General features: G+C 37.1%; 9 protein-coding genes. 4 read left to right on the top strand and 5 right to left on the bottom strand.

The features are described from left to right. Window positions 1-288: 288 nt before the first annotated feature. Window positions 289-960, bottom strand: a complete 672-nt coding sequence (locus BLV35_RS17100) for a restriction endonuclease (RefSeq protein ID WP_176980649.1) — start codon at window positions 958-960, stop codon at window positions 289-291. Between the two features lie 615 nt (window positions 961-1,575). Next, the gene (locus tag BLV35_RS17095) at window positions 1,576-1,857 is read right to left on the bottom strand and encodes a helix-turn-helix domain-containing protein (RefSeq protein WP_091093089.1); all 282 of its coding nucleotides are present in this window, start codon (window positions 1,855-1,857) and stop codon (window positions 1,576-1,578) included. 488 nt (window positions 1,858-2,345) lie between these two features. Between BLV35_RS17095 and BLV35_RS17090 the strand changes: the two genes are divergently transcribed. The 4 genes from BLV35_RS17090 (at window position 2,346) to BLV35_RS17075 (ending at window position 9,942) form a co-directional block, all read left to right on the top strand. Continuing rightward, window positions 2,346-2,540, top strand: coding sequence for a hypothetical protein (locus tag BLV35_RS17090; protein WP_176980648.1), 195 nt, complete (start codon window positions 2,346-2,348; stop codon window positions 2,538-2,540). 321 nt (window positions 2,541-2,861) lie between these two features. Continuing rightward, window positions 2,862-5,885 carry a SusC/RagA family TonB-linked outer membrane protein gene (locus tag BLV35_RS17085; RefSeq protein WP_091093086.1) on the top strand — a complete coding sequence of 1,008 codons (3,024 nt, stop codon included), beginning with the start codon at window positions 2,862-2,864 and terminating at the stop codon, window positions 5,883-5,885. Window positions 5,886-5,902: 17 nt separating this feature from the next. Further along, the gene (locus BLV35_RS17080) at window positions 5,903-7,330 is read left to right on the top strand and encodes a RagB/SusD family nutrient uptake outer membrane protein (protein WP_091093083.1); all 1,428 of its coding nucleotides are present in this window, start codon (window positions 5,903-5,905) and stop codon (window positions 7,328-7,330) included. Next, window positions 7,330-9,942 (top strand): S9 family peptidase, encoded by a 2,613-nt coding sequence (locus BLV35_RS17075; protein WP_091093080.1) that lies wholly within the window; start codon window positions 7,330-7,332, stop codon window positions 9,940-9,942. The genes BLV35_RS17080 and BLV35_RS17075 overlap by 1 nt, the downstream gene beginning before the upstream one ends. 43 nt (window positions 9,943-9,985) lie before the next feature. Here BLV35_RS17075 and BLV35_RS17070 read toward each other — a convergent pair whose 3' ends face one another. From BLV35_RS17070 to BLV35_RS17060, 3 genes are all read right to left on the bottom strand, one after another. After that, window positions 9,986-10,249, bottom strand: coding sequence for a DUF6520 family protein (locus BLV35_RS17070; RefSeq protein ID WP_091093076.1), 264 nt, complete (start codon window positions 10,247-10,249; stop codon window positions 9,986-9,988). A gap of 88 nt (window positions 10,250-10,337) precedes the next feature. Further along, window positions 10,338-11,867 (bottom strand): MauE/DoxX family redox-associated membrane protein, encoded by a 1,530-nt coding sequence (locus tag BLV35_RS19340; RefSeq protein ID WP_176980647.1) that lies wholly within the window; start codon window positions 11,865-11,867, stop codon window positions 10,338-10,340. A 99-nt stretch (window positions 11,868-11,966) separates the two neighbouring features. Beyond that, window positions 11,967-12,580 (bottom strand): helix-turn-helix domain-containing protein (locus BLV35_RS17060; RefSeq protein ID WP_143031877.1); only part of this gene is annotated, 614 nt, incomplete at its 5' end.

Here is a 12,580-nt window from a genome sequence, read left to right as displayed (position 1 = left end):
AAATATAGCTTTTAAACTTTACGTTATAATTTGCAGATAGAAAAAATATTTTAATTTATTGTTCATTGTGATGGAATTTTAAAATTGTTTAATCTATTTTAGATAAAAAAAGATACTACTCAGCATCTTTACTCTATATAGTATTATTTCGGTCTTCAAAATCCGCAACTTCAAGACAACACTTTTTTAACTGCTTTTGATTTCCATTCAACCTGATTTTTCATTATTCGTACTGCGCATGCAACGAAAAGCGAGATGTTTATGGATGTCCTTTTTATCGATTACTTTTTAATTAAAATCTATTTCTCGTTGATTTGGGTCTTTGAATTCTGTTACGTCATTTTCTGTTATAATTTTAAACTCGTAGTACTCTTCAGTATTTTTCCATTCAAAATCACAGTTGCAACTCCAACTTTCATTTATTCTCATCATTCCTTTGGCGCCACAAGCTTGACAAATTATATGAAGAGTTCTACAACTTCTACATTTTCCTCCTAACCACCAATTAATTTTTTCATCTATTTCTACAGCTCCATCTGAGTCCATTACAACGCAATCTTTACCACAATCTTTGCACATTAACCATTTTCCATCAATGATTAAATCTGTTGCTTCGTCAATAGTTAATATCAAAAAATCCAACCCTTCGTGATTTGCAAATAGCTGTGCTGGTGAGGTCCATTCATTATTTGTAACTATTATTGCTTTGTCTGCTTTTACAGATTTTGCAAGTGCTAATATTTCTTCAACATCTTTAACATCAAGTTTTGAAGCTCTCATTTTAGCGTCAATTAGAATTTTTATGGTATGATTTCCGATTTGAAATTCCCACCAAACATCAACTTGTCTAGCTTGACCAGTAACTCTGTCTGGAATTGTTATGTTTTTTCTAACTTCTCCCATTTCGGACATTTGTTCATATAAAACTCCAACCGCTTCTTGATATTCTTGCCATTTCATTTTCCTCTGAGTTTTGTTGTTTTCCTTTATTTCTAATGCTTCATAATAGGTTTTTTGCCAACTAGTAAACAACATCAATAAGTTATACTTTTTTAAAGTTTCAACTTATTTTCGATATTTATCTAATTAGGAAATAAAAGCTTTTTAAATTATTATCACAATACCCACTTTTAGTGATATTTATGTATTCCTTTGAAGTAAAAGTATAGCAATATAATGTTGGTTCTTTACGGTTTTCCATAATCCCTAAAAAAAAAGACACCTCGCAGCACCTTTCATTTATTCCTATCCCTCCAACTATCATTAAAATGCCGGTTTCTCATACGTTCATAAAGTTTCCCTCTCAAGTAAAGGCCTACAATCCAAACCACAATTATCCCTATTATTTCATACCACTCCATTTAGATTATAAATTTAATTAATTGTCAAACCTATAATTTTATTGATATAGTAGCAAGTAGTATAGTATGTGATTCGCGAATTTAATACTGTAATTTAAATGTTTTCATAAAAAAAGATGCACTAGGCATCTTTTTAATCTAATATTTATAGCGGTTTCTCTGGCCATAAATCCTATGAAGAATAATTTAAAAATATAGCTTTCCTTTATAAATTTTATTTCTTTTTTGAATTATCAGCGGAGTCTAATTCGTCATAATATGTTTCAAAATCGAAATCTATTTCAAATAGTTCTCTAGGATGCACACGAAGACCTTTAGCAAGTTCTATAAGACTTGAAAGTTGACAATCAATTTTATTATTGGCGATATTACTTATCTTTCCACTATGAATTTCACATTTAGCAGCAATCTTTGTATAAGTAGTATCTCCTTTTAAAGATTTTATCTTTTGAGCAATCAGTTCTTTAATTTCTTTTGTCTTATTTTCATTCTTCATTATTATCTTTTAATGCAATTTGAATAAAACTCAAAAAATAATCATTACCGAATTCGGTAATGTAAATAAAATAATTATCTTTGTATTAAGATTACAATTCAAAATTGTAATTTTGCGACTCTTCAAGAAACATTGAAGCATTCGCTTTGAATCTCGTATCAGAAAACTGGTAATTTTATAGGAACGAGAAGATAAGTATGATGCTCACGTCCCATGGCGTGGGCTCACTTATTGTTCCCCGGTATACCAGTACCTCTGATACGATAAGCTGAGTTCTGCGCCATTTTTTATTGGCACAAAGCCAGCTGCCATTCTTAGCCAATCTTCCTTCTTATTTAAAGTCTCGCACGCAAATTAATTTGTTGAATTAGTTAGTTTGGAAATACACTGTCTTCGTCAGGCTGCAACTGCCAACGGCAGTGTACTTTCCTTTAAAAAAAACTTTAAAACCCAGTTGCCTATGCAATAAAAACACAATAAGAATAGCAATGTTAATAGCAATAGCAATAGCAATAGCAATTTTAACAGCAATTACAATGTCAATGACAATAGCAATGTTAATAGCAATAGCAATAGCAATTACAATGTCAATGACAATAGCAATTACAATGGCAATAGCAATTTTAATAGTAATGTCAATAATAGAAAATAGCCAACATTGGTCAGATTGCAGATTGCAGTGATCAGATAACCCATAACATACAAAAATTGCAAAGATGAAATACTATAAACAAATTCAAATTGCATTAATAGCAGCTTTACTAGCAATAATATGCCTGTGGTTGTATGGTTGCAATTGTTTTTAAATATTTAAAAACAGCTACAGCTTATTTAGTAGTAACACTAACTCCTAACTCTAAAAAACGCCTATGACAAAATAAAAACTTTAAACCGTAGCGCCTTCGTGGCACACACATAAAAAAAGGCCCTCTCACCGTCTCGACAACTGTATAAAGGACCTATAGCTAACAAAAACATTCATTTACATTAACTAAACCAATATTATGAAAAATATTTCATTAAACAAGGGTATAAGGGCAATGTTGTATTCCCTTATAATCGGGTTATTCCTGACTCCATTACTTGTTATGGCTCGGATACCATTGCCAAAATCCATTTCTCAACAACAAAATATTACTGGAACTGTAAGAGACAGTCAGGGTGTGCTGCCTGGTGTTACTGTATCTATTCAGGGAAAATCAATAGGCACCATTACCGATTATCAAGGGAAATATAGCATAACGGCCACGGCCACTGATGTTCTTGTTTTTTCTTTCGTAGGGTATAGCACATTAAATATTCCTATAGCGGGACGTACAGTAGTTAGTTTACAATTACAGGAGGATGCCACCAACTTGCAAGAAGTAAAAGTCAACGCTGGTTATTACAGCGTAAAAGAAAGCGAACGCACGGGCAGTATTTCCAGAATAACTTCAAAGGATATTGAAACGCAACCAGTCACTAATGTGCTTGCAGCAATGCAGGGGAGGATGGCGGGGGTGAATATTACACAACAGACAGGAACTGGAGGAGGTGGGTTTAATATCCAGATTCGTGGACAGAACAGTGTGAGAAGAGGAGGTAACTCGCCTTTGTACATTATTGACGGTGTGCCGTATTCAAGTGAGGAAATCGGGAACGGAATGTCGATGTCAGTCATGTCGATGAATACGAATCCGCTAAACAACATTAATCCAATCGATATTGAAAGTCTGGAAGTTCTTAAAGATGCGGATGCAACTGCCATCTATGGATCGCGTGGGGCGAACGGTGTGGTATTGATCACAACCAAAAAAGGTAAGAAAGGTAAGACTCGTTTTAGCGCATCGGTAGCACAGGGAACCGGAAGCGTACCGCATTTTATGAAAATGATGAACACGGAACAATACCTTGCTATGCGTGCTGAAGCATTTGCGAACGACGGCATAACGGAATATCCGGAAAGCGCCTATGACATTAATGGAACTTGGGACCAAACCCGATCTACCAATTGGCAAAAAGAATTAATGGGAGGCACTTCAAAAATTACCAATATCAACGGCTCTATCTCCGGAGGTTCTGAGGAAACCCAATTTATGCTATCCGGAACCTATGGCAAAGAAACAACCGTGCTACCTGGTGATTTTGGTTATAATCGCGCCAATGTTCGTTCAAGCATTAATCACGCTTCGGCGGACCAACGATTTAAAATAAGTTTTACCGGTGGCTATGGAATACAGAATAACGATCAACCATCGACCGACCTTACCACGGAGGCCTGGCGACTTGCCCCAAATGCTCCGGCACTTTATGATGCGGAAGGCAACCTTAATTGGGAAAACAACACTTTTGAAAATCCGCTACGATACTTAAAAGGGTTATCGAAATCTAAAACCCATGACCTTGTTGCCAATACAGCACTTTCCTATAACTTATTAGAAAACATTGAAATAAAAAGCAGTTTTGGGTATACTGATCTCAACCATCATGAAAGCAGTACGTTTCCTTCTACAATGTATAACCCATCCTTAGGAATTGGTAGTGAAACTTCCCGTATTTTTTATACCGATACTAAAAGGAATTCGTGGATTATTGAACCACAACTGAACTGGAAACCTACATTAGGAGTTGTAAAAACAGAGCTGCTGATAGGAAGCGCTTTCCAAAGTCAAAATAACACCTCCCTTTCGGTTCAAAGCAGTGGCTTTTCCAGCAACAGCATGATTTATAATCCTGCTGCAGCTACAAATACTTCGATACTTGGTTTTGACGAATCAGTGTATAAGTATCAATCTTTTTTTGGACGTGCTAATTTTAACCTTAAAGAACGCTATATAATTAACCTTACGGGAAGGCGAGACGGTTCAAGCCGTTTTGGTGCTGGTAAACGTTTTGGATGGTTTGGGGCCGTGGGCGCAGCATGGCTTTTCTCCCGCGAGAAATTACTGCAGGACAATACCGTGCTGAGTTTTGGAAAGCTTCGTGCCAGTTATGGGACAACAGGAAATGACCAGATAGGGAATTACCAATTCCTGAATACGTACACACCATCAAATGCCAATTATGATGGAGTAATGGGGCTGGTTCCATCGCGTTTATATAATTCCAGTTTTGGATGGGAAACTAACAAAAAGCTGGAAGTAGCGATAGAAACCGGATTTTTGAAAGATCGCATTTTCCTGACTGCGGCATGGTACCGCAATAGATCATCCGACCAATTGGTAGGGATACCGCTGCCGGGGACTGCGGGTTTTACTGAAATACAGTCGAACCTTAATGCTTCAGTTGAGAATCGCGGTGTAGAACTAACCTTGCACACTCTCAATGTGAAAACTACTGATTTTAACTGGAGTACCACAATCAATTTTGCGGCTTCAAAAAACAAGCTGCGCTCGTTTCCAGACCTTGAAAGTTCTACCTACAGTAATTCGTACGTCATTGGACAGCCATTGAATATTGTAAAAGTTTATCATTATACCGGCATTGATCCTGAAACTGGTATTTACAACTTTGAGGATGTAAATGGAGACGGTATATTGACAGAGCCCGAAGACAAGCAGATAGTGAAAGATCTAAACCCGGCTTATTTTGGAGGAATTCAAAACACCGTACGGTTTCAAAGGTGGCAATTTGATTTTCTGTTCAGTTTTGTAAAGCAGCAAAATTATAATGTACCGCGAACGCTGGGAGTTGCTGGCACGATGAACAACCAAAGCGTCGCTATCGTTGACCGTTGGCAATCTCCGGGAGACGTAGCCTCTTCCCAATTATATACTTCGGGTGCAAATGGCACAGCCGAAAATGCCCTTTACCAATATGCCGCCAGTGATGCAGGGATAACCGATGCATCGTTTATAAAACTGAAGAACGTTTCCATAAGTTATGAATTCTCTGAGAGGTGGCTTAAAAATGTTAACTGCAAGGCCACAGTTGAAGGTCAAAACGTGTTCACGATTACTGGTTATAAAGGGGCTGATCCTGAATTTGCCGGTTATGGATTTTTGCCACCATTGCGGATTATTACGGTCGGTTTACAATTTAACTTTTAACCTTTAAAACAAGAGATATGATTATCAATAACTTTTTGATACGGTATTGTACCGAAAACGCAAGGGTTTACAGGATTCTTTCCGCCCTAGCCCTTTTATTTATTGTGTTCTGGCTTAACAGTTGCAGTGACTTTACAGAGATCGATACGCCAGTATCACAACTAAACACAGCGGCTGTTTTTGAAGAAAAAAACACAGCATATAGTGCAATGGCAAATGTTTTTGCGCAAATGCGCGACAATGGAATGCTAACGGGTAAAACTACTGGAATACAGAAAGAAATGGGATTGTATGCCGATGAACTCACATGGTATGGAAACAGTGCTCAGAGTTCGGCTAATTTCTTCACTAATACGCTCATTCCAACGCATCCCACTTTAGCAACTTGGTGGAATAACAGCTATAGCCAGATTTATGCCGCTAATGCCGTAATTGAGGGTGTAGCAGCATCGACAAAACTCTTGCAGGCTGATAAGGAGCAATTGACAGGGGAGGCAAAATTTGCCAGAGCGTTTTTACATTTTTATGTTTTGCAGCTTTGGGGCAATGTGCCGTACATTACCGGAACAGATTACACGTACAACAGTATGGTTAAACGTTTGCCCACTGCTGAAGTATATGCAAAGATTATTGAAGATTTAGAATCTGCCATAAAATTGTTACCTGAGGAATATATAAGTCAGACACGAGTTCGTCCCAATTCGTATGTTGCGCAAGCGTTATTAGCAAGAGTATATTTGTATGCCGGAATGTGGCCTGAGGCAGCCAACAGTGCTTCTGCAGTTCTTAACAAGACTGATATCTATACATGGGTTACTGAACTAAATGCTGTGTTTTTAAAAGGAAGTAGCGCCACCATCTGGCAATATGCCCCAAGAACGCCAACAAGAAATACCGATGAGGGAACCACTTACATATTTAATGGGGGTCCGCCAAATTCTGTGGCATTGACTAACTCCTTAGTAAATGCATTTGAGGCAAATGACCAAAGGAAGGCTAAATGGATTCGATCAATAAGTAAAGGCAGTATCACCTGGTATCATGCTTATAAGTACAAGAAAACAGGCAGTAATAGCCCTCAGGTTGAATTTTCTATAGTTTTGCGTCTTGCTGAAATGTATCTTATTCGTTCGGAAGCCCGTGCAAGGCAAGGAGAACTTAGCAATGCTAAAGATGACCTTAATTTAATCAGGAATACTGCTGGACTTGGAAACACAAGCGCTGTTACCCAAGATGAAATACTTGCTGCCATACTGCATGAACGACAAGTGGAACTGTTTAGTGAGTTTGGCCACCGCTTTTTTGACCTGAGACGTTTTGATGCACTAGACAGGACACTATCAGGTGTTAAAGCTGATTGGAACAACACTGATAACTTGTTACCACTACCACAGACTGAGTTGAACCTGAACCCTAATATTGGGCCTCAAAATCCCGGTTATTAATGAAGGCTCTATTTTATAGTATTGGACGTAACCTTTTAGATAGAGGTTGCCATTCGGTTTTTTTGTTCCTTTTTTTTGTAGTAGTTTCCTGCCCTTTGATCGGGCAGGTGTTAGAAAAGAAAACTGTAACACGAGAAGATTATCCTTTGTGGCATTCTATGGATGCCGAAGCAATTTCTGATGATGGAAATTGGATCAGCTACCGTAATTATTATGATGCCACTGATTCGTTATTTGTTAAACACCGCAGGTCTGCTACACTTTATAGTTTTGCAAAGGGAAAAGACGGGACTTTTACAGGTGATCATTTCGTTTGCCAGACCCCTGACAGCATCGTTCATATTGTTTCGTTGCAGCATGGAGTTGAAAGGAAATTGAGAAATGTTAAAGCCTTTACGGTTTCTAAGAATTTTATAGTTGTGACGGAGTACAGTACCGTTGGGGATTTATTATCAGTTTATACTTTAGATGGTGTTTTGCTGCACACTGAAAAAGACGTAGTATTTTTCTCTATTAGTCCTGATACTAAAAGTATTGCAGTGTCAGTGAAAAGAGAAAATACCAATCAAGTACTACTGCTCAATATTGCAGCTATTCAAAAGCAAAAAATCATAGCTAAAAGTGAAAAAAGTGGACCTTTCCTAAACCTTAGTTGGTCAGATGACGGGAAAGCAATTGCTTTTATGAATTACAATGAAAAGGAATCCCATCTTTTTTATTACAATTTGGGTGAAGAGAGACTTGAAACGTTTTCTACCAATGCTGTCGAATTTCCAAAAACCATGAATTTAATACCGTCAAGGAAATTAACGATATCGAAGAACAACAAGCGTGTTTTCTTTAAAATAAAGCAACGCCAAGAACTTGACCTTGTGCGAAAAGAAAGTGATGTTCAGGTATGGAATGCTGCTGACAAAAATATTTATCCACGTCACATTGTTACAGAGGGTTACTCTAAGAATCCAAAGCTGGCGATGTGGGAACCCGATACAGGTCGCTTCTTGCAGATTACAGATTCGATACAGCCTTATGGTTCAACCCCAGGTGACGAAAGCTTTGCTTTGACTTTTAATCCAAACGACTATGAGCCACAGAGCAAGTCGGTACCAGACAAGGATGTGTATATTAAAAATTTTGAAACTGGACAAAGTAGCTTGATGCTTCGGAGGCATGTTGGTGGCGAATTCAATCTTCTAGTTTCGCGAAATGCAAAATATATCAGTTATTTTAAGGAAGGGCATTGGTATGTTTATGATGTAGCACAGGGAACTCATACATTAATCAGCAGTAATGTACCTTATACCTTAAGCGTTCCAAGTCTTACTGAGAAAGAGGAGAATGGCTATGGTAATCCCGGATGGACTACCAAAGGCGAATGTTTGTTGTATGATCAATTTGACATCTGGAAAGTTCAATCAGACGGATCGCATCCCGTACGTTTAACGCAGGGTCGTGAGCAGGGCATTGTTTTTAGGATTGTAGCACAAAGTAAAGAGCAAACACAAACTATAACCGACAGGATATTTACTAATGCAGAATTTGACCTTAATAGCGCACTGCTTTTAAGTGCGAGAGCTGTTGATTATTCCTTTAATGGGTTTTACTTATTGAAGCCAGAAAAGGGAATGACAAAAATATGCTATGTGAATAAAAGTGTAACCGGAATAATGAAATCTGAAAGAGGTGATTATGCATGGGTGGAAGAAGATATAGACCAGCCCCGAAGTATCGTGGTTGGAAAAGTTGGCGGTAAATCTACTTCTGTGGTGGATAGCAATGTACATCATAAAGAATTTCACTGGACCAAATTACAGATGATAACCTATAAAAATTTAAAGGGTGAAGCACTACAGGGGCTTTTGTATTACCCCTCAGGATACGATAAAAACAAGCTTTATCCAATGGTTGTACACCTTTATGAAAAGCAATCGTACCAACGGCATTCCTATGTTAATCCCACTATGACGAATGAAGATGGTTTCAACATCAGTAATTTGACTACTAAAGGGTATTTCGTTTTGCTTCCAGATATTACCTATGAAGTTGGCAATGTTGGATTTTCGGCATTGGAATGTGTGGAAGCCGCAGTAAAAGAGGTAAAAAAATTATCTCTAATTGACGATGGCAAAATAGGTTTAATTGGACACTCTTTCGGTGGCTATGAAACAGATTTTATAATAACCCAAAGTAATTTGTTTGCCTGTGCGGTAGCGGGATCTGCTACCACGAATAACTTAAGTTCCTACTTATCTGTTGCCCAAAATTTAGGGATTCCAAATTTCTTCAAAATGGAATATGGACAGGCTAGGATGAAACTATCTCCGTACGAGAATATGGAATGGTATCTGAAGAATTCGCCAGTGATTCATGCTGCGAATGTTAAGACTCCGCTGTTATCTTGGACCGGATTGAAAGATCTGCAGGTAGAACCGAGGCAAAGCTTTGAATTTTATATGGCGTTGCGACGATTGGGTAAAACGCATATCCTACTTGCTTATGCTAATGAGGGCCATGGTATAGAAAAGAAAGAGAGTGCAATAGACCTAACTACAAAAATTGAGGAATGGTTTGATCATTACCTTAAGGGTATGGCTGCTCCAATATGGAAATAGTAACAATGCAGTCCGAAGGGACTGCATTGTTTTTTTTAACTATTTATGGTTTGTAACCAGTAAGGACACACTCGTCATTACCGTCCATAATCTTTAACTGGGCTCCGCTACTTACTTGTCCCACTCGGCAGACTATGCCAGTATTCACGTCACTGCAACTATTTTTTTGTTCACAATTCGTACCTTGTGCGTTGTGGGGAATAAATCCCGGTACGAGAGCTGAACTTCTTTTTGCTGATGCATTCGTATTGAATGCACTGGTTGCTGCTGCAACAATTACCAGCATTGGTACAATTAATTTTTTCATAATATAAAAAATTTGTGGTGATGGCTTACTCTATTTACAGGTTTTCAGCCTTTTCCCTGATACCGGCCGGGTATGTTTTTAGTTATGTTTATTTTGATTTTTGATACGGTGCTTCATAACTATCAGTTATCTTTTTGCTTATTCTATTTACAGAAAGGTATGTTCCGGAAAGCGCATATAATTTATTACCATTTACTCGAAAGCTTGACATTTCGTGGTTGTCGAGATTATAAATATATATACTACCAACGTAGCTTCCATTTAATAGGTTGTACACATCTACAATCGAAGCTTCTTTTAAGATTCTGCTGTCCTCATATTTGCCAATTCGCAGGGATTTAACGAATAGTAAATTGCTATATACTGCTGAGGTTTTATTGATAATCAAAGGTGGTTTTGACATTTGCTTTTCGCCGCTTGTCATTTGAGAAACCTGAATTTGTGCGATCTGTACTGTGTCAATAGTTTTTCCCTGAGCAGTCAATTTCATTGTCGGACTGATGGATAAGTATTGATTTCTATAATAAAAGATATAGTTTAACTCGCCCAATTGATTGTTGTAGTGCAGCATACCGTCGGTATCAAAAATGCCGTCTACTTGTTTTTTAAGTAAGTTTTTATTTTCCGCTATTATCCTTTTTTCATTTAAGCCGTACGTCACCAACCTGTTATTCTTTTTAATATAACTAGTGAGTCTTAATGTAACAGTTGTAGAATCCATTGGCTCAGCTACCGTAAAATAGGGTATTTTCCCTAATTGGCTCGTAGCTTTCCAATCCTTCATTTTTCCTTTAAAGATTGAACGTACTGTTCCATCTGTCACGAAAAAGTAAGGAGCAACTATCTTTAACTTTATATCCCTAAAAGGAAGTTGGGGTTGGTCAAGCTGCACTTTTGCGCGATTTTTAGATTTTAATGCAGTATCAATTTTTGTTATATACAGCGGTGTACTATAATTCCCTAAGTAGATTGTGTCCTTATCAAAACCTGCAAAATAGTACGAATTTATTTGGAGGTCATATTTGTTATATGCAGGTTCAGCATGCGATGGAAAGCGGCGAATAAAATTATTTCGTTTGTGGATAATGTCTTCAGAAATTAAAAACAGCACCACTACTGAAGTTATACTTAAAAGAGCCGCAACAGTTAATGTAATTGAAAATTGAATAATTTTCATCTTTGAAAGCCAATTTCTTTGGTCCGGATAGGTGAGTATAAGCCCTAAAAGAGCTAATAAAATAAATACTATGTTGAATATCAAGTGCTCATTCCAACCAAGTTCCTGTAAAATTCCACCACAGGAACACGGGATATTTGAACTAAAATTTAAGATGATGAAAATATAAGCTGTAAAGGCAATCATTAGACAGAATGAAGCAAATAACCCACTAATCCTCCACTGGTGAAAAATCAACATCAGAACTATTATCAGCTCTAAAACGGGGATACCAATAGCAACATAACCAGCAAATACGCTCAGTAATGGAGATTGACCCAATTTAATTCTAAAATCATGATAATCTAGAATTTTACTAATTGCAGCATATGTAAAAAGGAATGCGTACAAATAGCAGATTGCTGAAATGATATTATTCTTTGAATTTGTTGTTGGTTTCATTTTATGTCCGTTTTATATTGTAAAATTGTAAATAAAAAACATATAACATTATGCAAATCAGGCATTTCGTTATTCAAAAAATAAAACAGTGCAAAAGTATTAGGGTTGAAGATCTTCTTTAGGTCTTGAAATATCACTTGGTTTGTAGCCAAATCTTTTTTTGAAGGCTTTATAGAAATTAAGATAGCCCTTAAAGCCATTCAGGTAGGCAATTTCTTTTAAAGAAACGGATGTTTGCTGGATCATTAGATTCGCTCTTTTTAAGCGTTCTTCTTGATAAAAGTTATAGACACTGGTTTTAAATAAGGTTCTAAAACCATTTTTTAATATGTGTTCTTCAATACCAAACATTTGAGCCAAGTAATGTAAAGTGGGTAATGGTTCATCCAGATGACTTAAAATATAATCATGTAGATTTTGCACCGCAGTAACTTCATTCTGTCTACGAATTTTTGAACCAGAGAGACGGTCGTTAATGTTACGCATGTCTTCCAGTAGGGTTGATACTGAACTTACAATTATTTCATCGCTATATAATAATCTTGATATTGTGCAAATTGACGGCAGTAGGTGATTATCACCAGTAATGAAAATTAATTGCAAAGTAGTGTTGTAATGGGAGTTTTTATTTAATTCATCAAGAATACCGTTCCAAATATCTTTCGATTGCTGGGCAATTAATTTAGCAAAGTCGGTATTGATAATTGTATCCG

Origin of the sequence: Flavobacterium gillisiae (assembly GCF_900107635.1) — a bacterium.
In the GTDB taxonomy this organism is placed as follows: Bacteria; Bacteroidota; Bacteroidia; order Flavobacteriales; family Flavobacteriaceae; genus Flavobacterium; species Flavobacterium gillisiae.
Note: the sequence above shows the minus strand (reverse complement) of the source record. Positions and strands in the feature narration are given on the sequence as shown.

Coding starts and splice junctions, on each gene's coding strand:
- BLV35_RS17100 (WP_176980649.1), bottom strand. CDS start 960: ATGAAATGGCAAGAATATCAAGAAGCGGTTGGAGTTTTATATGAACAA.
- BLV35_RS17095 (WP_091093089.1), bottom strand. CDS start 1,857: ATGAAGAATGAAAATAAGACAAAAGAAATTAAAGAACTGATTGCTCAA.
- BLV35_RS17090 (WP_176980648.1), top strand. CDS start 2,346: ATGTTAATAGCAATAGCAATAGCAATAGCAATTTTAACAGCAATTACA.
- BLV35_RS17085 (WP_091093086.1), top strand. CDS start 2,862: ATGAAAAATATTTCATTAAACAAGGGTATAAGGGCAATGTTGTATTCC.
- BLV35_RS17080 (WP_091093083.1), top strand. CDS start 5,903: ATGATTATCAATAACTTTTTGATACGGTATTGTACCGAAAACGCAAGG.
- BLV35_RS17075 (WP_091093080.1), top strand. CDS start 7,330: ATGAAGGCTCTATTTTATAGTATTGGACGTAACCTTTTAGATAGAGGT.
- BLV35_RS17070 (WP_091093076.1), bottom strand. CDS start 10,249: ATGAAAAAATTAATTGTACCAATGCTGGTAATTGTTGCAGCAGCAACC.
- BLV35_RS19340 (WP_176980647.1), bottom strand. CDS start 11,867: ATGAAACCAACAACAAATTCAAAGAATAATATCATTTCAGCAATCTGC.